The organism is Pseudoxanthomonas sp. PXM03 (assembly GCF_014852005.1).
Taxonomy (GTDB): domain Bacteria; phylum Pseudomonadota; class Gammaproteobacteria; order Xanthomonadales; family Xanthomonadaceae; genus Pseudoxanthomonas_A.
Genome location: NZ_JACVAU010000001.1, coordinates 1,773,802 through 1,797,593 on the forward strand (window position 1 = coordinate 1,773,802; position 23,792 = coordinate 1,797,593).

The following is a 23,792-nucleotide window of genomic DNA, read 5'->3' on the forward strand; positions in this document are numbered from 1 at the left end:
CGTTCCCACCAGGGCATGCGTGATCAGCGGTCGCGCATCGTCGTCGCGTAGGGCGCCAGGTAGCGGCTCAGTCCACCGGCTCGCAACCGCGTGGCCGCTGCGTTCCAGTCGACCGGCGCGCTGGCCTTCAGCGCATCCAGCACCGCCACCACCGATAGCTCGACTTCCGGCAACCCGCTCGCACCCGGTGCGTTGCGGCGCTGTTCGATCGCCTCGAACAGCACCGCATTGGCTTCGGCATAGGCCAGCGGCGCGGTGCGACCGTGCGCATCGCGCCACGCGGGCGTCTCCAGCACCGCATTGACGTGCGACAGGATCAGCCAGGTCGCGCGGCCGATCAGTTTCAGGTTGCCGGGCTGCACGCTGGTCATGGTATTGCCGACCACGCGGCCACGCTTGGCCATGACGCCGGTGGAATGGGCATTGAGCAGCATCTTCAGCGCGATGGTCTGGTCCAGCTCGAACGCATCGCGCTGCGGCACCGTCACCGCGATCACAGGCACGGGACGGGGCAGGGCGGCGGCATCGCGCACGACCTCGGAGGCCAGCGGACGTGCGGAGACCGACACCAGCACCAGGTCTGCGCCTGCTGAAGCGAACGCCTGCAGCCACTGCCGGTTCGCCTCGTCATGCGCTTCATCGCCGAGCAGGATCAGCGCGCCGGAATCGCCCGCCTGCGGTCCGCTGCGGCGCATGTTGGCATCAGAGTACGACAGGTCGTACAGCGCCTGCTGTTCGTCGCCCGCGTTGGCCAGCCCGCGCAGCGCGGATTCGCGCAGGTACGGGTCCTGGATGCCGGTTTCGAACGGTGGCAGGTACAGCGCCTTGTCCAGGCCATGGAAGGGGCGGTGCAGCAGTGCCTGCCAGGCCTGTTGTGCATTGCCTGCGGGTGTCCATACCTGGATCCACGAACGCCGTTCCGGTGCGTCCACGGGGTCCAGCGGGCCGAGCCGGAAGGTCGGTGCGCGCTCGGTGACATCCACGAACACCGGCATCAACGCGCGCGTGGCCAGATAGGTGGCGCGATGTCCGGCGGCGTAACCGGCGGCTTCGCGATCGGTCCACGCCGCGAGTTTCGGCGCGGCCGCCGCAACAGTCTGCTGTATGCCGGCGAAGCCGCGCAGGCGATCGGCAATACCCGACTCGCCGAAGCCCAGCGAGGCCAGTTCTTCCGCCGTCAGCACCTCGCTCAACAGCGTGCGCGTCGCATCCTCCAGCACCACGCCCAGCACGTACAGGCTGGTGGTGGTGGCCTGCATGCGGGTGGAGCCGGTGATGGCCTGCGGCCCGGTGGGCAGCGCGATCTTGGTGATCCGCGGATCGTCCAGCACGCGACGGCTGCGCTCGAACGGACGCAGCACGTCGTCGGGATTGTTGTAGACGAACCACGTACGCCGCGCGTCCACGCCGGCCTGGTCGGCGGCCGTCAGTGCGGTGCCGATCACGGCCGAGGTTTCGCCGCCTTCGGTGACAGCGAAGACCAGGTCATCGCGCTGGATGCCGTTGTCCTGCAACTGCAGGCGGCCGATCTCGGGGATGTCCTCGAAGCCTTCCAGCGAGGCGATCAGTGCACGGTCGCCACCGGTGATCTCGCCACGTACGCGCTCACCCAGGCCGGGAAAGCGCGCCTCGATCTTGGCCATTGCCGGCGATGCCGCGGCACGCTGCCAGAACGGGCGCCACAATCCGCTTTCGATCGTTTCAGCCAGGCGTCCGGTCGAGCCGGTGCCATAGAAGTACAGGCGATGCCCGTCGCGCAGCGCGCGGGTGATGTCGTGCGAGGCCGCTTCAAGCGCTGCCCGCCGTGCCGGATCGTCGGCCACGCCCTGCAGGGCCTTCGCGATGTCCTCGTCCACCGCCAGCAGCGCCGCCAGTCCGTCGGTGGTGTCGGCCGCGATGCGCGTGCTCAGGTCGAAGCTGCGCGGGTGGCGCTGTTCGGTCAGCAGGCTGTGCAACTGGAACTGCTGCTTGTGCGCCACGAAGTCCTGCGACTGCGCCGAGGGCGTCACGCCCAGGCGGGACGGCGCAGGTTGCGCAGTGGCGGGGGCCAGGACACCGGCCATGGCAAGGAAGGACATGCTTCGCATGATGCATTTCGCCGTACGGGACATCGGATCCCTCATCAGACAACGGAAGACGGTGTCGAGACCGGCGATGTTCCCCTTGCGCGGCGCCCGACGCGGGCTGCTATCGTCATGACAACGATAGCAAACGAGAGCGACACTATGCCCCGGAACTCGCGACCGATGCATGCCGCGCCGCGCCACCCGCGCCGGCGCATCGCGATGCTGGCGCTCGGCGTGGTGTTGGCCTGCGGCGCGCGCGGGGCATCCGCCGCGACATCGCCGCCGGCTCCTGCAGCCTGCGATTGCGCCACCACGGCACCGCTGCTGGGCATCGATGTCCTGCTCACCTCGCGCCTGGACCTGCTGCGCGGCAAGCGCGTGGGTCTGGTGACGAATGCCACCGGCATGGACCATGCGTTGCGCAGCAGTGTGGACCGTTTCGCCGCACGCACCGACTTCACGCTCGTGGCGCTGTTCGGGCCGGAGCATGGCGTGCGGGGCGACGTGCAGGCCGGCGACAAGGTCGCCTCATCGCGCGATGCCGCGACCGGGTTGCCGGTGTACAGCCTGTATGGCGAGCACCGCGAACCGACGCCGGAGATGCTGGTCGGCGTCGACGTGCTGGTGTTCGACATCCAGGATGCGGGCACGCGGTTCTACACGTATCCGTACACGCTGGCGGGCGTAATGCGCGCGGCGAAGCGCGCCGGCATTCCGGTGATCGTGGCGGACCGGCCCGATCCGCTCGGTGGGGTGCGGGTTGAGGGCCCGGTGCTGGATCCGGCGCTGGCGTCGTTCGTCGGCATGTTCCCCATGCCGATCCGCCATGGCATGACCATCGGCGAGCTGGCGACGCTGTTCAATACCGCGTTCGGCATCGGTGCCGAACTGCATGTGGTCGCGATGCAAGGCTGGCAGCGTGGCGATGAACCGCTGCGCGGTGCGTTGCCGTGGGTACCTCCGTCGCCCAACATGCCCACGCCGGACACCGCGCTGGTGTATCCGGGCATGGGGCTGCTGGAAGGCACCAACGTGTCCGAGGGGCGCGGCACGACGCGGCCATTCGAAACCCTGGGCGCACCCTGGGTGGATGCGCGCGCACTGGCCGAGCGGCTCAACGCACTCGGATTGCCCGGCGTGCGCTTCCGTCCCGCCTGGTTCACGCCCACGTTCTCCAAGCATGCCGGCCAGGCCTGCGGCGGCGTGCAACTGCACGTGACCGACCGCGCGGCGTTCCTTCCCGTGCGTACCGGCATCGCGGTCCTGAAGGCCCTGCACGACCAGCACCCGAAGGACTTCGCTTTCCTGCCCGGCCAGCCGCCGTTCTTCGACCGGCTGGCCGGCGTGGGCGACCTGCGCGCGGCCATCGAACGCGGCGACACGCTCGATGTCATCGAAGCGCGCTGGCAGCCGGGGCTGGCGGCGTTTGAGGCGCTGCGCCGGCAGCATCTGCTGTATCCGATGCCCTGAGCGCGCGGCCGTTTCACCGTGAGCCCCCGCGACGGAGCTCGGAGCGTGAGCGATGGGGCTCCGGGGCCCCAACGTTCGAGCGCCGAGGGCGATCTGTCTCACATTGAGAGCCAGCGATGGGATTCGGAACGCCGTCGATGACACTCGGAATGCGATGAAGATGGCACTGCGATCGCGATCCGCGAAGCTCCGAGCCTTGCGGATGGGGCTCGGAAGGCGATCTGTCTCGCATGGAAAGCCATCGATGGCTTTCTGAGATCGATGGGATGGCATTCCGAAAGCGATCCTCGGAGCTCCCCGCCTTGCGGAGGAGGCCCGAAGCCCGATCTTTCTCACATCCAGCCCGAACGATCGCGCTCGCAATGGCATCCTTCTCACATTGAGAGCCACCAAAAGGGCTCGGAATGACGAAGACGCCTGCGACCGGCAAAGGCGTGGGAGCGACGTGAGTCGCGAGGGGCTATCGGTAACGCTTCATCGCGACTGACGTCGCTCCCACACCCACATGCCAGACGACGCCCACGCGTGCTGCAGCCGCTACGTCGCCACTGCTTTCCGTTTGCGCGGGGTGCGTCGGGTCGTGCGCGGGGCTTCCGGTGCCGCGGTCAGCGGGGCGACCGCCTGCTGGAGCTGTTCCAGTGACGACAGGGTGTCTGCGTAGGCGATGAAGTGCTGCAGATAGCCCGGCGACACCGCACGCATCAGGTGCAGGGCGCGATGCACCAGCATGCCGGAGTTCAACGGGCCGGCATCTTCGGGCACGTTGTGCAAGGACGCACGCAATTGGCTGTCGATGCGGATCCGGGCCCAGGTATCGCGCGCTTCGGTCAGTTGCACAGGCGCGGCGGGGGATGCGTCAGTGGCTGGAACGTGATCCGCGCGCGCCTGCAACGCGGCGACCAGCTCGCGCAGTCCGGAAGTCGGCACGGCCGCGCGCTCGGCTGCGGGTGCAGCAGACGGTCGTTGCGCCAGGGTCTTTTCGTACGCCCGGATCAACCCGGACAGTCGCGCTTCCAGCAGGCGACGGGCTTCTCCCTCGTGCGCGCTGATCCGTGCGGCGAGCGCCTGCAGGATGTCGAAGCGCGCCGGGTCCGCGCGGTCCGCGCCCTGGGCACGCCACGCCTGCAGCTGCGCCGTCAGCGGCAACGCGTCACCGTCCATCGTCACCGCTGCGTTTGGCGGGGCGGGGGATGGGGGCGATCTCCACGCGGCGGTTGCGCGCGCGGCCTTCCTCGTCGGTGTTCGCACTGACCGGTTGCTCCGCGCCGAAGGCTGCAGCGAACACCGACGACGACGGCACGCCCTCGGCGATCAGCGTGCGCGTGACCGTGAGCGAGCGCTGTGCCGAGAGTTCCCAGTTGTCGGCGAACTGGCGATTGCTGTCGCGCACCTGGCGATCGTCGGTGAAGCCACTCACCATCAGGATCTCGTCGCGCGTGCGCAGGTAGCCCGCGAGCGGAGTGGCGAGACCCTTGAGCAGGTCACGGCCCTCGGGCTGCAACTGGTCCGAGTTCAGCGCGAACAGCACGCTGCCGCGGATGCCGATGCGGCCATCCACCAGCGTCACCCGTCCTTCGGCCAGCGGCACCGCGAGGGCCTTCTCGAGCGCATCGCGCTGCTGTGTTTCCCGCTCGCGCCTGCGGACTTCTTCGTCCAGTCGCTGCGACAGTTGCGCCTGCACCGCGATGACGCCGACCAGCACCAACACGAAGGCCCCCAGCAGCACCGACATCAGGTCGCCGAAGCTGGCCCAGACGGGCGCGCCAAGGTCCGCGTCGTCTCCGGTCTCCACGCTCATGCGGCTTCGGCCCCGGACAGGCGTTGCAGGTCGACGGTGATCTGGCGCTGCGCGGACAGGCTCAGGTCGACCACTTCACGTGCCTGTGCCACGTAGTAGGCCAACTGCTCGTCGCTGCGCACGAGCGAGCGCTCCAGCGCGCCTTCGAGGCTTTCCAGGCGCGCAAGCAGGGCGTCGTTGGACTGGCCGAAGCGGGCGACCACGCTGCCCAGCGCATCGCCCAGGCCGGCGACCTCGGTGGCACCGGCAGCGACCTGCGCGGCGACGTGTTCGAGCTTGCCGGTCTCGGCCTGCACATGGTCGGTGAAGCGGGTGCCGACGCGGTCCAGCAGGTCGGCGGACGTGGCGACCAGCGCATCGATGGCACCCCGCTGTTCGGTGGAGGCGTGGTTCACCGCGTCGAGCAGGGTCTGCAGTGTCTCCATCAGCTGGTTGCGCTCTTCCAGCATGGCGGTATCGCGGACCATGCTGTCGGACAGCTTCTGGCGGAGTTCCGCGATCACCTCGGCGGCGGCGCGCGGCGCTTCGGACGCCACCTGCACCAGTTGCGAAATCTCGGTGATGGTCTGCGCGGCGTGCACCTGCGCCTGAGTGGTGATGTCCTGCGCACTGCGCGCGAGCGCGTCGCAAATCTCCTGTTGCAGGCGGGCGGTCTGCGCGCCTGCACGTTCCCATTCCTCGCGCAGGGTGGCGCTCATCGCGGCCAGGCGGTCGGCCCACGCCGACAGTCGCTGTTCGTCCTGAGCCGCCAGCGTCTGCTGCAGACCGGCATGCGAGTGCTCCATCGCCTGCAGCAACTCAGTGGCATGGCGTTCGATGCCGCCTGCAGCCACCGCCAGCGCTTGTTCGTTGCGCGCGGCGATCGCGGCGCTGGTTGCGTCCTGTCGCGCAAGCGCCTGGTTCCAGTTGTCCGACAGTTCGGTGGCGTTGTGCTCCAGCCGCGTGGACACACCATCGACAAGGGCCGCGCTCTGTTGCTCGAAGCGGCTGGCCAGCTGCTCGGAGAAGGCGTGCATCTGGCCGGTGAGGCTGTCATTGGTCTGGCGCTGCTGCTCGATCGCCGTGGCCCAGCTGGCGGCCGCGGCAGTCGAGGCGGCGCCGAAACTGGCGGTCAGGCCGTCGAGCTGGCGCTGCACCGCTTGGGTGACGGTGTGCTGCATCGCCGCGCTCTCGCGTGCAAGCCCTGCAAGCGTCGCTTCGGTCGCCGGCTGCAACGCAGCGGCGACGGCCCGGGCGCTGGCGTCGACACCCGACTTCAGGGCTTGCTCGAGCGAAGCGGCGAGCTGTACCTGCGCCGCCTCGGTGCGTTCGTGGAATGCCTGCTGGTTGACGACGAGGCGTTCGCCTGCGGCGTTGTTCTGGTGTTCGATCGACGCGACCATCGCCTGCAGCCGGTCCACGAGGTCGGGCATCAGCGCGGCCTGCTGCTGCAGCAGGCGGAAGGATTCCTCGCGCTGGAACGATTGGGAGTGCACGCGCAGCGAGGTCGCGATTTCGCCATCGAGCTGTTGCACGGCCTGCAGCCGTTCACGGCGGCAGAGCGCCGCCAGCAGGCCGAGCACCGCCGAGGTGGCCACGCCCGCGATCGAGGTGCCGAAGGCGAAGGCGAGCCCCTTGACCGGCGCGGCCAGCGAACCGCGGATGGCGTCGAGATCCGTGGCGCTTTCCAGCGCCAAGCCGGTGCCACGCAGCGTGGCCATCATGCCGAGGAGGGTGCCCAGCATGCCCAGCAGCACCAGCAGGCCGACCAGGTAAGGCGTCAGCGCCGGCGCGGGCAGGGCGACACGCTCGCCTTCGATGCGTTGCCGCACCGACGGGCGCAGGCCCGGAGGCAGCAGCGCCAGCCATGCGTGCAGGCCACTGCCGGCGGCGGAGGTATCCGCGACGGCCTGCACCAGCATGGCGGTGGACTGACGGTAGCGGTGCAGTTCGATCGCACCGGCCACGTAGCAGCCGCCGATGACCAGCGTGACCACGACGCCCAGCGCATGCGTGCCGACATAACCGACCCCGATCCAGGTGACGATGGCGAGGCCCAGCAGGAACAGGGCAGCGAGGAGAGGGGTTCTGATCATGGTGTTCCGGAGGCGTGCGAAGTGCGAAGGGCGGCGAGCAGCGCTTCGATGGGGTGGAAGCGGACATCCAGCTCGGCGAGCAGGACGTCCTGCAGGTCACGGCGGAAAGAAGGGAGCCAGGCATCGTCGGGCGCCTCGGCGTTGGCCCGCTTCAGCCGTTCGAAGTGCTGGCCGAGCAGGGTAGGGGTCGTGGCCAGCAGGGCGTGTTCGCGCGGGCTCAGCGTCATTTCCATGACGGCATCCACTTCAGCCAGCCTCGCCTGGTCGGATGAGCCCGTGGCCAGGGCATCGCGCAACCGCCCGCGCAACTGGCCGGTGGACGCCAGCATGGATCGCTGGAGGTCCACGCAGTGGCGACGGAACGGCGCGAAATCCTCGCCGGTCGGATTTGCGGGCTTGTCGGTGCACGTGATGGCGGTTTGCAAGGTGGCGCGTACGCGGGCGCAGGCGGCTGCTTCGCCCTCGGCCTGGATCGGGAAGGAGCCGGGCGGTGGCGCCGCGTCGAGTACGCGCGACAGCGCGATGGCGCGGTTCCAGTCGATCCACTGGCCCAACTGCTCGGAAAGGGCGGGACCTGCGGAAGGCGCGCCGATATCGCCCAATCGGGCCAGGAGTCGGACGAAGGCCGGGGCCGACACCGGCACCCGTTGTTGTACTGCTGCCACGCTGACGCTCAAAAAAGACGGCGATTTTACAGGAAGCACCAAGTCGACTGACCGGCAAATGGTCCGTTCATCGGTAATCTGAGCTGACGGATGCGGGCAGGCAAAGAAAAAGCCGGAACCTTGCGGTTCCGGCTTTTCTTCATATGGTGGAGGTGGGCGGAATTGAACCGCCGTCCGAAGGCACTCCATCCCCGGTACTACATGCTTATCCCGCCGTTGAGTCTCGTCCTGCAGCAGCACGGTGGGCAAAGCGCACCGCAGAACCAGCCTGTTTTAGGTTGACCGGGTGCTGACAGGCAGCCACTCCCGGCGATTCCGTGATGATGACCTTACGCTGCGAGCACGGACACAAGCAGTTTCAGGGCTTACGCCTTAAGCGGCGAGAGCGTAGTTGTCGTCGTTGGCAACTAGAGTTTTGCCGCTGGATTTACGAGGAAAGCTGCCCCCTCGGCATGCACCAGGCAACTTCGCAACCCCCGTCGAAGCCAGTGCACCCCCGGGAGTCAGAAACGTCCTGACGAGTACCAGTGTAGGGGTGGGTACGCTGCTTCACAAGGCGTAGTCACGGCTGTGTTCAGCCTGGTGAGACCAAACCCCCTTGGTAAGGGGGTGAATTCGCGCGTCAGCGCGAATGGGGGATCGGAAGCAAGCGTTGGGGCCCGAGATTCGCGTAGCGAATCTTGGGGATTCCATCGCGTTGCGCGATGGAATCACGCGTCCTTGTTGTGCCGGCGCATGACGCGCGACTTCTCGCGCGCCCAGTCGCGGTCTTTCTCGGTGGCGCGCTTGTCGTGGGTCTGCTTGCCCTTGGCCAGCGCCAGTTCGGCCTTCACCTTGTTGCCTTTCCAGTACAGCGAGGTGGGCACCAGCGTGTAGCCATCGCGCTCGACCTTGCCGATCAGGCTGTCGATCTCGTTCCGGTGCAGCAGCAGCTTGCGCGTACGGCGGTCATCGGCGACGACATGGCTCGAGGCCTGGATCAACGGGGTGATCTGCGCGCCGAACAGGAAGATCTCGCCATTGCGGATGGTGGCGTAGGCCTCGGTGATGTTGGCACGGCCGGCACGGATGGCCTTCAGCTCCCACCCCTGCAGGGCGAGGCCCGCCTCGTGGCGCTGCTCAAGGTGGTATTCGTGGCGCGCGCGCTTGTTCAGCGCGATCGTGCCCGTTGCTTTATTCTTGTCCGGTTTCTTTGCCATCCGTCCTATTGTCGCCGAAGGCGGAACCCTACGCGAGCCACATGCACACGATTCGCCGCAGCGCCCTGGTCGAACACTCGGCCACCCGGATGTTCGACCTGGTCAACGACGTGGCGGCCTATCCCCGCCGGTTCGACTGGTGCAGCGCCGCCCGGATCATCGAGCAGGACGAAACGCGCCTGGTGGCCCGGCTGGACCTGGGGCTCGGCTCACTGAGCACGTGGTTCACCACGGAGAACACGCTGGACCGTCCGCACCGCATCGACATGAACCTGGTCGATGGGCCATTCCGCAAGCTGCATGGGCGCTGGGATTTCCATGCGCTGGATGAGTCGGCCTGCAAGGTCACGCTGACGCTGGAATTCGAGCCTTCCAGCCGCCTGCTGGCACCGGCGATGGCGATCGGCTTCCAGACGCTGGCGGATCGCATGGTGGACGACTTCGTGCGCGCCGCCGACCGCGGGGAATGAGATGCGCGTGGAGGTGATCCGCGCCTGGCCGCACCGGTTCGAGACGGTGCAACTGGATTTGCCGGTGGGCGCTACGGTGGCCGATGCGCTGGTTGCGAGCGGTTTCGACGACGTGCAATCGGCGGCGATCGCGATTCACGGCGTGAACGCGACGGCAGGAACGGTGTTGAACGAGGACGACCGCGTGGAAGTGCTGCGGCCGCTGTTGATCGATCCGAAGGACGCGCGCCGTCGACGGGCGCGCCGATAGCAGGTCAGCCCCGCCTCAGCGGCGGCCGCCCTTCTTCTTTTCCTTGGCCAGGTTGGGGCCGAACTTGCGCACGTCGCGCGAAAGCTGGAGGTCGGCTTCGGGGAAGTATTCGCCTTCCCAACTGGCCAGCACGTCGCCGTTGAACACCAGGGTGAGATTCTTGATCTCGGTCGTGCCACGGCGATTGGTGCGGTTGCTGGCGGTGTAGTCCCAGCGGTTGGCATGGAACGGATCGGCGATCGACGGGCTGCCGAGCAGCGACTGCACCTGCTGCTTGCTCTGGCCCACCTGCAACTGGTCAACGGCCGTCTTCTCGAGCAGGTTGCCCTGGTAGATCGGCTGCTTGTAGAGAATGCCGCAGCCGGCAGTGGCGGAAGCGAGGACGGCGACCAGCAGGAATTTGCGCATGGGGCAGGTACGGTAGGAAACCGGGCCGATGATACACTCCCGCGCACCGCCGCAACCGAGCTTCAGGCAGCTGGCGCTAAACCGAGAGTGAACGGAGACGCCATGGAATCGCAGGACCTTCGCAAAGTCGGCCTCAAGGTCACCCACCCGCGCATGCGCATCCTGGAGTTGCTGGAGCAGAAGAACTCCCAGCACCACCTGAGCGCGGAAGACATCTACCGTCAGCTGCTGGACCACGGCGACGAGATCGGCTTGGCCACGGTGTACCGCGTGCTGACCCAGTTCGAGGCGGCAGGCCTGGTGCTGAAGCACAACTTCGAGGGCGGCCAGGCCGTCTACGAACTCGACCGCGGCGGCCACCACGACCATATGGTGGACGTGGACACCGGCAAGATCATCGAGTTCGAAAGCACCGAAATCGAAAAACTGCAGCGCGAGATCGCCGCCAAGCATGGCTACGAGCTGGAAGAGCACTCGCTGGTGCTGTACGTGCGCAAGAAGCGCTGATAGCCCGGAAATCCCGGGCTGTGGGAGCGACGCAAGTCGCGACGAGGCTTCATCGACCCCGCTTCGCGACTTGCGTCGCTCCCACAAGTAAACAACAAGGGTGGATCAGACCGCGTTGGCGAGCAGCCGCTTGGCCGCGGCATGGGCTTCCTTGCTGACTTCCACGCCGCCCAGCATGCGGGCGAGTTCTTCCTCGCGCTGCTTCGCGCCCAGCTTCTCGACTGCGCTCTGGGTCATGCCCTCCACCGGCGCTTTGCTGACGCGGTAGTGCGCGTGGCCTTGCGCGGCCACCTGGGGCAGATGGGTGACGCACAGCACCTGTCGCTGGGCGCCGAGTGCGCGCAGTTTCTGGCCGACGATCTCGGCGACCGCGCCGCCGATGCCGGTATCCACTTCGTCGAAGATCATGGTGGGAACCGCATCCAGGCCAAGCGCGGCTACTTCGATCGCCAGCGAAATGCGCGCGAGTTCGCCGCCGGAGGCGACCTTGCGCAGCGGGCGGGGCGGCTGGCCAGCGTTGGCGGATACCAGGAATTCGATGCGTTCGGCGCCGGTCGGATCCGGGCGTTCGCCGTCCTGAGGCTCCAGTTCGATCCCGAAGCGGCCACCGCCCATGCCCAGCTCGGCGATGAGTGCGGTGGTGGTGTCGCCCAGTGCTTTGGCGGCGCGCTGGCGCGTGCGGGTCAGTGCAGCGGCGGCATCGCGCCAGTGTCCCTTGGCCGCGTCGATCTCGCCGTTGAGCTGGAGCAGGCGCTCGCCCGCACCACGCAGTGATTCCAACTCGGCCGCCAGCCGGTCGTGCTGCTCCTGTAGGCCTTCCAGCGGCACCCGGTGCTTGCGCGCGAGGTCGTGCACGCGGGCGAGCTTGCGCTCCAGCGCATCGAACTGCAGGGGTTCGCCGTCCAGGTCGTCCCGGACCTGGCCGAGCAGCGACAGGGCTTCCTCGACCTGGATCGCCGCGCCGTCCAGCAGCGCATCCACGTCGCGCAGGCGCGGCTCATGTTCGGCCTGGCGGGCGAGGTCGGCGCGCACCTGCTGCAGATGGCGCGTCAACGAGGGGGCGTCGTCACCGGCCAGTTGACCCAGCGCCGCGTCACAGGCCTGGATCAGGCCGGTGGCGTGGGCCTGGCGGCGATGGCTGGCCACCAGGGCCTCCAGCGCGGTCGGCGACAGGTCTTCACGCTGCAACTCGGCCAACTGGTGCTCCAGGTAATTGATCCTGTCCGAGACATCGCCCTGGCCGGACAACTGTTCGCGTTCGCGCAGGAGGGTGCTCCAGCGCAGCGCCACGTCACGCACGGCGCTGCGCTCGTCGCCATTGCGGGCGAAGGCATCCAGCAGCGCCAACTGGCTCTGGCGGGCGAGCAGGGCCTGGTGTTCATGCTGGCCGTGGATTTCCACCAGGCGGGCCGCGAGGTCGGAAAGCTGCGACAGCGTCACGCTGCGGCCATTGATCCAGGCGCGCGAGCCGCCGTCGGCACGGATCACCCGGCGCAACTGGCACTGTCCATCGTCGTCGAGCTCGTTGTCCGCGAGCCAGGTGTGCGCCGGAGAGCCCGCCGAAGCCAGGAACTCGGCGGAGAGCTCGGCGCGCTCCGCGCCATGCCGGACCACTCCGCTGTCGGCCCGTAGCCCCGAAAGGAAGCCCAACGCGTCCACCAGCAGCGATTTGCCGGCGCCGGTTTCTCCTGAAATGACGGTCATGCCATCGCCGAACTCCAGCTCGGCGGCGCGGACGACGGCGAAATCCTTGATGGCGAGGTGTCTGAGCATGCGGCGGATTGTAAGCGGTGCCGGCTCAGGTTCTGAGACACCCGGGGGCGCTCGACTTGCAATGCCGCGGGCGCAACGTTATCTAACGGACATGAATTCGCCGTCGCCCCCGCTGGATCCGCGCGCCCGCCAACTGCTGCGCACGCTGATCTCGCGCTATATCCGCGACGGCGAGCCGGTGGGGTCGCAGACGCTGGCCCGGCACGCCGGGCTGGAAGTCAGTTCGGCGACGATCCGCAACATCCTCTCGGAACTTGAGGAGGTCGGCCTGCTCAGTTCGCCGCATACCTCCGCCGGGCGCATCCCGACGGCGCAGGGCTATCGGGTGTTCGTGGACAGCCTGGTTCAGGTGAAATCGCTGGGAGAGGGCGAAGTGGCCCGGCTGCGTTCGGAACTGCCGGCCGGCGCCGGGACCCAGGCGCTGCTCGGCAACGCCTCCGAGCTGCTGTCGGCGATGACCCACTTCGTGGGCGTGGTCAGCGTGCCGCGGCGCGAGCAGTTCGCGTTCCGCTACATCGATTTCGTGCCGCTGGATGGCCAGCGGGTGATGGCCATCCTGGTGTTCGCCGACAACGACGTGCAGAACCGCGTCATCGAAACGCGCCGGGCCTACGACCGGTCCGAACTCGAGCGCATCGCCAACTACCTGAACACCCAGTTCGCCGGCCGGCCCCTGTCCGAGATCCGCGCGAACCTGCTGCACGACCTGCGCAGGGCGCAGACCGAGATGGAGGGGTTGCTGGCCGAATCCATCGAACTGGCGGAGCAGGCCCTCACGCCACCCAACGACGACGTGGTGCTGGCAGGACAGACCCGCCTGATGGGCGTGCAGGAACTGTCCGATCTGGAACGGCTGCGCGACCTGTTCGAGGCATTCGCCCGCAAGCGCGAGATCCTGCAGTTGCTGGAGCGCACGATCCGAGCGCCGGGCGTACGCATCTTTATCGGCGAGGACACCGGCCTGGCGCCGCACGACGGCGTCTCGGTGGTGACCGCCCCCTACATGGCGGGCGGGCAGGTGCTGGGCGTGCTGGGCGTCATCGGGCCTACCCGGATGGCGTATGACCGGATCATTCCGGTGGTGCAGGCGGCGGCGGATGTACTGGGTGCGGCCTTGAATCCGGAAACGCCGGCCCCATAGGTTGGGGCTTGGGCGGCCGGACTTGCCGCGATGGGACCCGAAATGAACCAACACGAACACGATTCCGACCTGGGCGGCGGCAACGAGCCGCAGGACGTCGAAGGCGCGCTGATCGCCGAACTGGAAACCCTCCGCAATGAAGTGGACCAGCTGCGCGCGGCGTCGCTGCTCGAGCGCGCCGACCTGGACAACCAGCGCAAGCGCGTGGCGCGCGATATCGAGCAGGCGCGCAAGTTCGCCAACGAACGCCTGCTGGGCGACCTGCTGCCGGTATTCGACAGCCTGGACGCCGGGCTGGCAGCGGCGGGCAATGAGCCCAGTCCGCTGCGCGACGGGCTCGAGCTGACTTACAAGCAGTTGCTGAAAGTGGCCGGCGACAATGGCCTGACCCTGCTCGACCCTGCCGGCGAAGCCTTCAATCCCGAGCATCACCAGGCCATCAGCCAGGCCGATGCCCCCGGCGCGGACCCCGGCAGCGTGGTGCAGGTGTTCCAGAAGGGCTACGTACTCAATGGCCGCCTGCTGCGCCCGGCACTGGTCGTCGTGGCAAAACACGACTGAACGCCTTCGCGGGGCGCTTGAACGGCGTCATCGCACCCCTATATCGAGACCATCCACCCGGCCACCGGCCGGATCCAGACAGAATTTGCTAGGGAGCATTCACCATGGGCAAGATCATCGGCATCGACCTCGGCACGACCAACTCGTGCGTGGCGATCATGGACGGCGGCAAGGCCCGCGTCATCGAAAACTCGGAAGGCGACCGCACCACGCCCTCCATCGTCGCCTACACCAAGGACGGCGAAGTGCTGGTGGGCGCGTCGGCCAAGCGCCAGGCGGTCACCAACCCGAAGAACACCTTCTACGCGGTGAAGCGCCTGATCGGCCGCAAGTTCACCGACGCGGAAGTGAAGAAGGACCTGGACCTGGTGCCTTACGCCATCATTCCGCATGAAAACGGCGATGCCTGGGTGCAGACCTCCGACGGCAAGAAGCTGTCGGCACAGGAAATCTCCGCGCGCATCCTGGAGAAGATGAAGAAGACGGCCGAAGCCTTCCTCGGCGAAACCGTCACCGAAGCCGTGATCACCGTGCCGGCCTACTTCAACGACAGCCAGCGCCAGGCCACCAAGGACGCGGGCAAGATCGCCGGCCTGGACGTCAAGCGCATCATCAACGAGCCCACCGCGGCCGCGCTGGCCTACGGCCTGGACAAGGGCGACGGCGGCGCCGACCGCAAGATCGTCGTCTATGACCTGGGTGGCGGCACGTTCGACGTGTCGATCATCGAGATCGCCAACGTCGACGGCGAGAAGCAGTTCGAAGTGCTGGCCACCAACGGCGACACCTTCCTGGGTGGCGAAGACTTCGACAAGCGCGTCATCGACTACCTCGTCGAGGAGTTCCAGAAGGACCAGGGCATCGACCTGCGCAAGGATCCGCTGGCCCTGCAGCGCCTGAAGGACGCCGCCGAGCGCGCCAAGATCGAACTGTCCAGCTCGCAGCAGACCGAAGTGAACCTGCCGTACGTCACCGCCGACGCCTCGGGCCCGAAGCACCTCAACATCAAGCTGACCCGCGCCAAGCTGGAAGCGCTGGTCGAAGACCTGGTGAAGAAGACCATCGAGCCGTGCCGCATCGCGCTGAATGACGCCGGCCTGCGCGCCAGCGACATCGGCGAAGTCATCCTCGTCGGCGGCCAGACCCGCATGCCGAAGGTGCAGCAGGCGGTGGCCGAGTTCTTCGGCAAGGAGCCGCGCAAGGACGTCAACCCCGATGAGGCCGTGGCGCTGGGCGCCGCGATCCAGGGCGGCGTGCTGGCCGGCGACGTCAAGGACGTGCTGCTGCTCGACGTGACCCCGCTGTCGCTGGGCATCGAGACGCTGGGCGGCGTGTTCACCAAGATCATCGAGAAGAACACCACCATCCCGACCAAGGCCTCGCAGACCTTCTCCACCGCCGAGGACAACCAGTCCGCGGTGACGGTGCACGTGCTGCAGGGTGAGCGCGAGCAGGCCCGCTTCAACAAGTCGCTGGCCAAGTTCGACCTGTCCGGCATCGAGCCGGCGCCGCGCGGCATGCCGCAGGTGGAGGTGTCGTTCGACATCGACGCCAACGGCATCCTGCACGTGTCGGCCAAGGACAAGAAGACCAACAAGGAACAGAAGGTCGAGATCAAGGCCGGTTCGGGCCTGTCCGAGGACGAGATCGCGCGGATGGTGGCCGATGCGGAGGCGCATCGCGAGGAAGACAAGAAGTTTCAGGAACTGGTGCAGACGCGCAACCAGGCCGACGGCCTGCTGCACGCCACCCGCAGCGCCATCACCGAACACGGCAGCAAGGTGCCGGGCGACGTGATCGGCCGCGTTGAAGCCGCCATCGCCGACCTCGACACGGCGATGAAGGGCGACGACAAGGCGCAGATCGAAGCCAAGTCCAAGGCATTGGAGGAAGCCGCCCAGTCGCTGTATGCGGCCGCCGCGTCGGAGCAGCCGGGCACCGCCGATGCGGACCAGAGCAACCCCGCGGACGACGTGGTCGATGCGGAATTCACCGAGGTGAAGGACGACAAGAAGCCGTGATGAGTGATTCGGGATTCGTGATTCGGAAGGGTGGAGCGCAAGCTCCACTTCTTCCGTCGCGGATCCTGGACATCGAACAGGCAGTTGCTTTTGCGAATCACCCATAACTCCTCACGAATCACGGCTCCATGAGCAAACGCGACTACTACGAAGTCCTGGGCGTGGCCCGCGACGCCAGTGACGAAGACCTGAAGAAGGCTTACCGCCGCTGTGCCATGAAGCACCACCCGGACCGCAATCCGGGCGATGCCGCCGCCGAGGCCGCGTTCAAGGAGTGCAAGGAGGCCTACGAAGTCTTGTCGGACGGCGCCAAGCGCCGCACCTACGACGCCCATGGGCATGCCGCGTTCGAGCACGGCATGGGCGGCGGCGGTGCCGGTGGCCCCGACATGGGCGATATTTTCGGCGACATCTTCGGCAACATCTTCGGCGGAGGCGGTGCCCGCGCGGCACGGCGCGGCGCGGATGTCGGCTACGTGATGGAGCTGGACCTGGAGGAAGCCGTCGCCGGTGTCGAGAAGCGCATCGACATTCCCTCGCTGGTCGCCTGCGCGCCGTGCAAGGGCTCGGGTTCGGCCGATGGCAAGGTGGAGACCTGCGGCACCTGCGGTGGACGCGGCAACGTCCGTATGCAGCGCGGCATCTTCGCCATGCAGCAGGCGTGTCCGGCCTGTGGTGGCCGCGGACAGATCATCCGGAATCCTTGCACGGAATGCCATGGCGCCGGGCGCGTGGAAGAAGAAAAGGTCCTGTCGGTCAAGATTCCGGCCGGCGTGGACAACGGTGACCGCATCCGCCTGACCGGGGAGGGTGAAGCCGGCCCGCCGGGCACGCCGCCTGGTGACCTGTACGTGGAAGTGCGCGTGCGCGAACACGACATCTTCCAGCGCGATGGCGACGACCTGCACTGCGAAGTGCCCATCCGTATTTCGCAGGCGGCACTGGGCGACACCGTGCGCGTTCCCACGCTGCATGGCGAGGCGGAGATCCGCATTCCAGCGGAAACGCAGACCGGCAAGCTGTTCCGTCTGCGCGGCAAGGGCGTCAAGTCCGTGCGCAGCCGCAGCGAGGGTGATCTGTATTGCCGCGTGGTGGTGGAAACGCCGGTCAACCTGACCCCCGAGCAGCGGGAACTGCTGGAGAAATTCGAGGCCACGTTCAGCGGCGACGAAGCCCGCAAGCACTCACCGAAGTCGGCCACGTTCCTGGATGGCGTCAAGGGCTTCTGGGACCGCATGACCTCCTGATTTCCTGCGCTACCCCGCCGCCCGCGCGGGGGAGCAGCTTGTGGCATCCTGCGACGGCCCCGGCGACCCCGGGGCCGTTTTCATTCAAGTCCACGATGAAGGGAGGCCGCGTGCGTACGAACAAGGGGAAGTGGTGGGGAGTATTGGCGCTGGTCGTGCTGGCGCCCGCATGGGCGGCCGAGGACCGGCCGTTGCAGGTCGAGCGCGAGTCGACGCGATTCGTGCTCAATGCCGATGGCAGTTTCGTGCAGGAGCAGGAAACTGCGATCAAGGTGCTGAAGGACAGCGCCCTGGAAGCCGCCAAGGATGCGTCGGTCAGCTACAGCACCAGCATCCAGAAGGCCGAGGTGGTCGAAGCCTACACGCTGAAGCCGGATGGCCGCCGCGTCGATGTGCCCAAGGGCAACTACCAGGTCAGCAGCAGTTCGGGGCGGGAGGGCGATTCGCCCATCTACTCCGACCAGACGACGCTTACCGTCGTGTTCCCGGAACTCGCCGTCGGCGACATCACGGTGTTCACGTACCGGGTGACGGCCACCCAGCCGATGTTTCCGGGCCATTTCTCGGTGATCCGCAATTACAGCCCGGCCGCGTACTACGGCGACGTGCAGGTGACCATCGATGCGCCGGAGGCGATGCAGGCCACGTGGCGCAACTGGCAGATGACCCAGCCCGCGGTCCAAACGCGCGACGGCCGCCGGATCGTGCGCTGGCAATGGAGCAACCGCCAGCCAGTCGACCGCGAGAGCCTGCGCGATACGGTCTTCACCGCCGACCGCTACCCGGGCTACGCGTTCTCCACCTTCGCCAGTTACGCCGACATCGCGGCGGCCTACGGTGGCCCGGCCAACGCCAAGGCGGCACTGACGCCCCGGTTGCGCACGCTCGCCGCGGAGATCGCGGGCAAGAGCAAGGACCCGCGCGAGACGGCGAAGAAGCTCTACGAATGGGTATCCACGAAGATCACCTATGCGGGTAACTGCATCGGCCTGGGCGCCGTGGTGCCGCGCGACCTGGACGTGGTCCTCGACAACCGCATGGGCGACTGCAAGGACCACGCGACCCTGCTGCAGGCGCTGCTGAAGGCGCGCGGCATCGACAGCACCCAGGCGCTGATCAATGCGGGAGGCACGTACACACTGCCGGACATCCCGGTCGCATCGGTCGTCAACCACGTGATCAACTACATCCCCAGCCTGGACCTGTACGTGGACTCCACCGCGGCCACGACACCCTTCGGCAGCCTGCCGGACGGCGCTGCAGGCAAGCCGGTGCTGCTGGTGGACGGCCATCGCGACGGCGCCACGACGCCGGCGACGCAGGTGGGCTCGGAATGGCAGAAGTTGCGCACGGCCATCCGCATCCAGCCCGACGGCTCGATCAAGGGCACGCAGCGGGTGGAACTGAGCGGGCGCATGGCGGTCGCGGCGCGGTCGCAGTTCCGCAACTTTGGCGCGGGCGACGCCGACAAGCTGGTCCGCAACTACTTCCGGGGGAACGCCCTGACCGCGAACGGCAAGGTGACGTACGACGATCCGGTGCCGATGCTGGAGACCTTCAACATGGAGGCGGACTTCGAGGTCGACCGGATGATTCCGACGACCGGCGGCTTCCAGGTGCAGCCCTGGTTCCTCAGTTTCACCCCGGTCTCCATGCTGGTGGCCTCGCAGCTCGGCGACCCGGACCAGCCGGAAGGCGAGAGCAGTTGCGGCGCTTACCACTCGGAAGAGGAATACACGTTCGAGTTTCCTGCCTTGATGCGGATCATCGCCGTGCCGAAGGACGTCAGCCTGCACGAGGGTACGCTGAGCTACGCCTCGACGTTCCGCCAGGAAGGCGCCCGCTTGTATGTCCGGCGCACACTGGATGACCGGACGCCGGGACCGGTGTGCTCGCCCGAGTACAACGAGGGTTTCTCTCAGGTCATGCGGAAGATCATGCCCGACCTGCGCGCGCAGGTGGTCTACCTGACAGAGGAAGGAGCGGTGAAGCAGTGAGCGCCGATCGGTGCAGCGCGTGACGCCCAATGTCCCTCCGCTGATCGGCATCGTCGGCAGCGCAGGCGCCTATGGCCGCTGGCTGCTGCATTTCTTCCGCGTGCGCATGGGTCTGGAGGTCATCGGCCACGACCCGGCCGATCCCGCCTCGGCGGACGAGGCCGAACTCGTGCGGCGGGCGGACGTCCTGGTTTTCTCGGCGCCGATCCGCCACACCGGGGCGCTGGTCGCCCGGTATGCGGCGCTTGCCGGGGGAAGCGAGGCTGGCCGGTTGTGGCTGGATGTCACCTCGATCAAGGCTGTGCCGGTAGCGGCGATGCTGGCCTCGCGCGCCGAGGTGGTCGGTCTGCATCCGATGACCGCGCCGCCCAAGGCCCCGACCCTGAAGGGCAGGGTGATGGTGGTCTGCGAGGCGCGCCTCGACACATGGCGGCCTTGGGTGGTGTCGCTCCTTGCTGCAATCGAGGCGGAATGCGTGCAGGCGACGCCCGAGCAGCACGACCGGGTCATGGCGCTGGTGCAGGCCATGGTGCACGCCTCGCATCTGGCCCAGGCGGGCGTCCTGCGCGCGCAGTCGGCGCGGGTCGGCGACCTGGCCGCATTGATGCCGTTCCGCTCCGCATCCTTCGAGATGGATGCGGCGATCATCGCGCGCATCCTGTCGTTGAATCCGGCCATCTACGAAGACATCCAGTTCGGGAATCCCTATGCCGGCGAAACACTGCGGGCGCTGGGCACGCAGATCACCCGGATGGCGTCGCTGGTGGGCGAGGGGACGGATATGGCGCGCGCGGCGTTCCGCGAGGAATTCCTGCGCGAGAACCGCGACGCCTTCGGCGACACGACACTGGCCGAGGGCAACTACAGCTACGAGCGCATCGGCTATCTGCTGGCCGATCTCGCCGGCACGCAGGCGCTCAGCGTGCACCTGCCGGAAGACAGGCCGGGCTCTCTGCGTGCTCTGCTGCACGTGTTCGAGCGGCACGCCGTCAGCCTGTCATCGATTCATTCATCGCGCACGCCGGAGGGCGAGGTGCATTTCCGCATCGGATTCGATGCGGACGTGGACCCCAGGGCGCTGGCACGTGTGGTGGGTGACATCAACGGCACGGGCCTGGGGAAGGTGTTGGCATGAGCACGCCGACGGAGATGAGGGCCTTGGCCATCGATGGGGTGTTCGCGGGCAAGGCGGTTGAATTCACCCGTCCCGGCAGTCGCAGCGCGATCGCGAAATCATGGCTGGAGGGCAAGCAGCGGGTCACCCTGCTGGGCATCCTGGGGGACGAGCAAGGCGACCTGCGCGTGCATGGCGGGCCGGACAAGGCCATCCATCACTACCCTGCAGACCACTACGCCCGATGGCGCGACGATATCGGGGCGCATCCACTGCTCGATGCTCCCGGTGCATTCGGCGAGAACATCAGTACGCATGGCATGACCGAGGACGCGATCTGTCTTGGCGACCGCTTCCGGCTGGGCACGGCGCTGGTGGAGGTATCCCAGTCCCGGCAGCCGTGCTGGAAACTGTCGGACCGTTTCGCCGTGTCCGACATGGCCCGTCGCGTGCAGGACTCGGGGCGGACCGGCTGGTACTACCGCGTGCTCGAAGAGGGAGAAGTGCAGGCAGGTGATCGCATGACGCTGGAGGCGCGGCCACATCCCGCGTGGCCACTCGCGCGCCTGATCGAGCTGCTGTACCGGCGATCGCCAGAGCCCGGCCTGCTGCGCGAGGTGCTGGTGCTGCCACTGGTACCGTCATGGCGGGCGCTGTTCGAACGCCGCCTTGCGCAGGGCGCCGTCGAGGATTGGGGCAAACGGTTGACGGGCGCTTCTTCGCACGAATGAAACAATGCACGGCGCTTCATGCGTACGGCATCTCGCCTGATACATGCGTTTACTCGACAGGATCGTGGCGTCCCACTAGCATCGCGTGTGTCCGGTGCCGGCATGCATGGCATCACTTTCATCATCCGCAGGGAGTGTGGGGAGATGAGCCGGGATAACAGATTGACGTCGTTGTCGTCAGTGTGGCCTGACATGCGAAGCGGCGAAGCGGCATCGTCGGCCGCCGCCGATATTGCGTTGCTGCAGCGCATCGTCGCGGCGCAAAGCGAAATCGCCGCCGCAGGTCCCGAACCGCAGGAGGTCGTGGACGCGATCACCCATCGTGCGCAGGAACTCACCCGCTCAGCCGGCGCGGTGCTGGAAATCCGCGACGGCGACGTGATGCGCTACTGGTCGGCCAGCGGGATCGCGCAAGGGCAGGTCGGCTTCAGCCTGCCGGTGTCCGGCAGCTTGTCCGGCCGGTGCATCGAAGAGCAGCAGGTGTTGAGATGCGATGACAGCGAAGTGGATCCTCGCGTCAATCGTGAGGCGTGCCGCAGCGTGGGGTTGCGTTCGATGCTGGTCGCGCCGCTGAGCTTCCGCGGACAGGTGGTGGGTGTGCTGAAGGTCCTGGCGACCACGCCCGCCGCCTACGCGGACACGGACTGCAGGACGCTCGAGCATTTGAGCACGCTCGTGGCCGCGAGCATGTACAAGGCCATCGAGCATGCGCAGATGCGCGCAGCGCTGGATGCCCGCATGGGTCAGGGCGAACGCGAGCGGCGCCATGCGCAGGACGCCCGGGAGCGACTACTGCAGGTGCTGGACGGGGCGCAGCTCACGGCGGCCTTGCAGCCGATCGTCCGGCTCGCCGACGGCGTGGTGGTGGGGTACGAGGCGCTTGCGCGGTTTCCGCTGGAATACGACTTGTCGACAGGCCGCTGGTTCGAGGATGCGGCGAGCAGCGGCTTGAGCGTGGAACTGGAACTGGCCGCCGCAGCGGTCGCCCTGGCGCGGTTGCCCTCCCTTCCCGATGACGCCTTCCTTGCCGTCAACGTATCGCCCGAAACCGCCTGCAACGCACGATTCCACGACCTGCTCGCCGGCCACGCCCCGGAAAGGCTGGTGCTGGAAATCACCGAACACACCGCCGTGGAAGATTACGCGCGCCTTGGCCAGTGCCTGTCCTCGCTGCAGCAGGCCGGCGTCCGCATCGCCGTGGACGATACCGGGGCAGGTTTCGCCAGCTTGCGCCACGTGCTGAGGTTGGCGCCGGACATCATCAAGCTCGACATCACGCTGGTGCGTGAAATCGACCAGCGTCCGCGCGTGCAGTCGCTCGTGGCAGCGCTCCTGACGTTCGCGCAGGGCACGCAGGCGGAACTGATCGCCGAGGGCGTCGAGAACGAGCGGCAACTGCAGACGCTGAAGGAACTCGGGGTGCCGTTCGCACAGGGATTCCATCTGGGCTATCCGCAGGTTCCCTGATCCGGACATTCCCGGTTCGCGTTGGCATCACGCGCCCGCTACCATGCCTGCATGGACACTTCCCCGATACGTCTCCTGATCCATGGTGCCTCCGGCCGGATGGGCCAGGCCTTGCTTCGACTGGCTGCCGAGCAGCCTGCGGTGTACCAGACCGTGGCGGCCGTGACGCGACGCGCGCCTGCGCAGCGGGTGGTGGATGGCGTGCCCCACTTCGCGGCCAGCGAGCTGGCGGGCGTGCCCGACTTCGACGTGGCGATCGATTTCAGCCTGCCGGAAGGGTTCGACCCGGTGCTGGCGCTGTGCACCGACCGTGGTCGGGCACTGGTCTCCGGCACCACCGGCATATCCACGGTGCAGCAGGAGGCATTGGCCGCGGCCAGTGTACGCATTCCGCTGGTGTGGGCGACGAATTTCAGCCTGGGCGTGGCGGTGCTGGCCGACGTGGTCGAACGCGTGGCATCGGCGTTGCCGGGGTGGGACGTGGACATCGTGGAGTCGCACCATGTCCACAAGAAGGATGCCCCGTCCGGCACCGCATTGACGCTGGGACAGGCCGCCGGCAGTGCGGGCGCGCAGGTGCACTACGCCAGCCTGCGGGCCGGCGACATTGTCGGTGAACATACCGTGCAGTTCGCCGGGCTCGGCGAGCGCATCGAGCTGACCCACCGTGCCACGCATCGCGATGTCTTCGCGCGTGGTGCCCTGCACGTCGCGCGCGTGCTGTCGGGACGCCCGCCGGGCGCCTATCACGTGCGGGATCTGCTGGATTGAAGGCCGGCCGGACGTCCCGATACGGACGCCGGAATATGAACACGCCTCGCCGCGGGCGGGC

General features: G+C 67.4%; 21 protein-coding genes and 1 other RNA gene. 13 read left to right on the plus strand and 9 right to left on the minus strand.

Features of this window, described 5'->3' with window-relative positions:
- Positions 1–23: 23 nt before the first annotated feature.
- Positions 24–2,087: a hypothetical protein gene (locus IB223_RS08315; RefSeq protein WP_192201112.1), complete on the minus strand. Its 2,064-nt coding sequence runs from the start codon at positions 2,085–2,087 to the stop codon at positions 24–26.
- 138 nt (positions 2,088–2,225) lie between these two features.
- Between IB223_RS08315 and IB223_RS08320 the strand changes: the two genes are divergently transcribed.
- Positions 2,226–3,536 (plus strand): DUF1343 domain-containing protein, encoded by a 1,311-nt coding sequence (locus IB223_RS08320; RefSeq protein ID WP_225590855.1) that lies wholly within the window; start codon positions 2,226–2,228, stop codon positions 3,534–3,536.
- 537 nt (positions 3,537–4,073) lie between these two features.
- On the opposite strand, the gene IB223_RS08325 is transcribed toward IB223_RS08320, so the two are convergent.
- The 6 genes from IB223_RS08325 to smpB form a co-directional block, all read right to left on the minus strand.
- Entirely contained in the window at positions 4,074–4,697 is a 624-nt protein-coding gene (locus IB223_RS08325) for a DUF2894 domain-containing protein (RefSeq protein ID WP_192201113.1), read from the minus strand.
- A complete protein-coding gene (locus tag IB223_RS08330; protein WP_192201114.1) occupies positions 4,687–5,334 on the minus strand; it encodes an OmpA family protein in 648 nt (215 codons plus the stop codon). The genes IB223_RS08325 and IB223_RS08330 overlap by 11 nt, the downstream gene beginning before the upstream one ends.
- On the minus strand, positions 5,331–7,409 hold the full coding sequence (locus IB223_RS08335; RefSeq protein WP_192201115.1) for a DUF802 domain-containing protein: 2,079 nt from the start codon (positions 7,407–7,409) through the stop codon (positions 5,331–5,333). The genes IB223_RS08330 and IB223_RS08335 overlap by 4 nt, the downstream gene beginning before the upstream one ends.
- A complete protein-coding gene (locus IB223_RS08340; protein WP_192201116.1) occupies positions 7,406–8,086 on the minus strand; it encodes a DUF3348 domain-containing protein in 681 nt (226 codons plus the stop codon). Before IB223_RS08340 ends, IB223_RS08335 begins: the two co-directional genes overlap by 4 nt.
- A gap of 132 nt (positions 8,087–8,218) precedes the next feature.
- Positions 8,219–8,572: a transfer-messenger RNA gene (ssrA, locus tag IB223_RS08345) on the minus strand.
- 212 nt (positions 8,573–8,784) lie between these two features.
- On the minus strand, positions 8,785–9,273 hold the full coding sequence (smpB, locus tag IB223_RS08350) for an SsrA-binding protein SmpB (protein WP_142125393.1): 489 nt from the start codon (positions 9,271–9,273) through the stop codon (positions 8,785–8,787).
- Positions 9,274–9,314: 41 nt separating this feature from the next.
- Between smpB and IB223_RS08355 the strand changes: the two genes are divergently transcribed.
- Entirely contained in the window at positions 9,315–9,743 is a 429-nt protein-coding gene (locus IB223_RS08355) for a type II toxin-antitoxin system RatA family toxin (RefSeq protein ID WP_192201117.1), read from the plus strand.
- 1 nt (position 9,744) lies between these two features.
- Positions 9,745–9,993, plus strand: coding sequence for an RnfH family protein (locus IB223_RS08360; RefSeq protein WP_192201118.1), 249 nt, complete (start codon positions 9,745–9,747; stop codon positions 9,991–9,993).
- A 15-nt stretch (positions 9,994–10,008) separates the two neighbouring features.
- On the opposite strand, the gene bamE is transcribed toward IB223_RS08360, so the two are convergent.
- Positions 10,009–10,401, minus strand: a complete 393-nt coding sequence (gene bamE / locus IB223_RS08365) for an outer membrane protein assembly factor BamE (RefSeq protein WP_192201119.1) — start codon at positions 10,399–10,401, stop codon at positions 10,009–10,011.
- A 102-nt stretch (positions 10,402–10,503) separates the two neighbouring features.
- Here bamE and fur point away from each other — a divergent pair, with 102 nt between their 5' ends.
- Positions 10,504–10,908, plus strand: a complete 405-nt coding sequence (gene fur, locus IB223_RS08370) for a ferric iron uptake transcriptional regulator (protein ID WP_142125397.1) — start codon at positions 10,504–10,506, stop codon at positions 10,906–10,908.
- A 105-nt stretch (positions 10,909–11,013) separates the two neighbouring features.
- On the opposite strand, the gene recN is transcribed toward fur, so the two are convergent.
- Positions 11,014–12,681, minus strand: coding sequence for a DNA repair protein RecN (recN, locus tag IB223_RS08375; RefSeq protein WP_192201120.1), 1,668 nt, complete (start codon positions 12,679–12,681; stop codon positions 11,014–11,016).
- A 91-nt stretch (positions 12,682–12,772) separates the two neighbouring features.
- Here recN and hrcA point away from each other — a divergent pair, with 91 nt between their 5' ends.
- The 9 genes from hrcA to dapB all read left to right on the plus strand — a co-directional run bounded on the left by hrcA (position 12,773) and on the right by dapB (position 23,731).
- Positions 12,773–13,822: a heat-inducible transcriptional repressor HrcA gene (gene hrcA, locus IB223_RS08380; protein WP_192201121.1), complete on the plus strand. Its 1,050-nt coding sequence runs from the start codon at positions 12,773–12,775 to the stop codon at positions 13,820–13,822.
- Between the two features lie 42 nt (positions 13,823–13,864).
- On the plus strand, positions 13,865–14,383 hold the full coding sequence (grpE, locus tag IB223_RS08385) for a nucleotide exchange factor GrpE (protein WP_142125400.1): 519 nt from the start codon (positions 13,865–13,867) through the stop codon (positions 14,381–14,383).
- 104 nt (positions 14,384–14,487) lie between these two features.
- Entirely contained in the window at positions 14,488–16,404 is a 1,917-nt protein-coding gene (dnaK, locus tag IB223_RS08390) for a molecular chaperone DnaK (RefSeq protein WP_192201122.1), read from the plus strand.
- 128 nt (positions 16,405–16,532) lie between these two features.
- Positions 16,533–17,651, plus strand: a complete 1,119-nt coding sequence (gene dnaJ / locus IB223_RS08395; protein ID WP_192201123.1) for a molecular chaperone DnaJ — start codon at positions 16,533–16,535, stop codon at positions 17,649–17,651.
- A gap of 110 nt (positions 17,652–17,761) precedes the next feature.
- The gene (locus IB223_RS08400) at positions 17,762–19,648 is read left to right on the plus strand and encodes a DUF3857 and transglutaminase domain-containing protein (protein ID WP_192201124.1); all 1,887 of its coding nucleotides are present in this window, start codon (positions 17,762–17,764) and stop codon (positions 19,646–19,648) included.
- Between the two features lie 19 nt (positions 19,649–19,667).
- Positions 19,668–20,783, plus strand: coding sequence for a prephenate dehydrogenase (locus IB223_RS08405; RefSeq protein ID WP_192201125.1), 1,116 nt, complete (start codon positions 19,668–19,670; stop codon positions 20,781–20,783).
- On the plus strand, positions 20,780–21,493 hold the full coding sequence (locus tag IB223_RS08410) for an MOSC domain-containing protein (RefSeq protein ID WP_192201126.1): 714 nt from the start codon (positions 20,780–20,782) through the stop codon (positions 21,491–21,493). Before IB223_RS08405 ends, IB223_RS08410 begins: the two co-directional genes overlap by 4 nt.
- 192 nt (positions 21,494–21,685) lie before the next feature.
- Positions 21,686–22,960 (plus strand): EAL domain-containing protein, encoded by a 1,275-nt coding sequence (locus IB223_RS08415; protein WP_192201127.1) that lies wholly within the window; start codon positions 21,686–21,688, stop codon positions 22,958–22,960.
- Positions 22,961–23,011: 51 nt separating this feature from the next.
- Positions 23,012–23,731: a 4-hydroxy-tetrahydrodipicolinate reductase gene (gene dapB / locus IB223_RS08420; protein WP_192201128.1), complete on the plus strand. Its 720-nt coding sequence runs from the start codon at positions 23,012–23,014 to the stop codon at positions 23,729–23,731.
- Positions 23,732–23,792: the final 61 nt, after the last annotated feature.

Bases quoted from the DNA above. Each gene is read 5' to 3' on its own strand.
- IB223_RS08315 (WP_192201112.1), bottom strand. From the start codon at position 2,087: ATGCGAAGCATGTCCTTCCTTGCCATGGCCGGTGTCCTGGCCCCCGCC.
- IB223_RS08320 (WP_225590855.1), top strand. From the start codon at position 2,226: ATGCCCCGGAACTCGCGACCGATGCATGCCGCGCCGCGCCACCCGCGC.
- IB223_RS08325 (WP_192201113.1), bottom strand. From the start codon at position 4,697: ATGGACGGTGACGCGTTGCCGCTGACGGCGCAGCTGCAGGCGTGGCGT.
- IB223_RS08330 (WP_192201114.1), bottom strand. From the start codon at position 5,334: ATGAGCGTGGAGACCGGAGACGACGCGGACCTTGGCGCGCCCGTCTGG.
- IB223_RS08335 (WP_192201115.1), bottom strand. From the start codon at position 7,409: ATGATCAGAACCCCTCTCCTCGCTGCCCTGTTCCTGCTGGGCCTCGCC.
- smpB (WP_142125393.1), bottom strand. From the start codon at position 9,273: ATGGCAAAGAAACCGGACAAGAATAAAGCAACGGGCACGATCGCGCTG.
- IB223_RS08355 (WP_192201117.1), top strand. From the start codon at position 9,315: ATGCACACGATTCGCCGCAGCGCCCTGGTCGAACACTCGGCCACCCGG.
- IB223_RS08360 (WP_192201118.1), top strand. From the start codon at position 9,745: ATGCGCGTGGAGGTGATCCGCGCCTGGCCGCACCGGTTCGAGACGGTG.
- bamE (WP_192201119.1), bottom strand. From the start codon at position 10,401: ATGCGCAAATTCCTGCTGGTCGCCGTCCTCGCTTCCGCCACTGCCGGC.
- fur (WP_142125397.1), top strand. From the start codon at position 10,504: ATGGAATCGCAGGACCTTCGCAAAGTCGGCCTCAAGGTCACCCACCCG.
- recN (WP_192201120.1), bottom strand. From the start codon at position 12,681: ATGCTCAGACACCTCGCCATCAAGGATTTCGCCGTCGTCCGCGCCGCC.
- hrcA (WP_192201121.1), top strand. From the start codon at position 12,773: ATGAATTCGCCGTCGCCCCCGCTGGATCCGCGCGCCCGCCAACTGCTG.
- grpE (WP_142125400.1), top strand. From the start codon at position 13,865: ATGAACCAACACGAACACGATTCCGACCTGGGCGGCGGCAACGAGCCG.
- dnaK (WP_192201122.1), top strand. From the start codon at position 14,488: ATGGGCAAGATCATCGGCATCGACCTCGGCACGACCAACTCGTGCGTG.
- dnaJ (WP_192201123.1), top strand. From the start codon at position 16,533: ATGAGCAAACGCGACTACTACGAAGTCCTGGGCGTGGCCCGCGACGCC.
- IB223_RS08410 (WP_192201126.1), top strand. From the start codon at position 20,780: ATGAGCACGCCGACGGAGATGAGGGCCTTGGCCATCGATGGGGTGTTC.
- IB223_RS08415 (WP_192201127.1), top strand. From the start codon at position 21,686: ATGCGAAGCGGCGAAGCGGCATCGTCGGCCGCCGCCGATATTGCGTTG.
- dapB (WP_192201128.1), top strand. From the start codon at position 23,012: ATGGACACTTCCCCGATACGTCTCCTGATCCATGGTGCCTCCGGCCGG.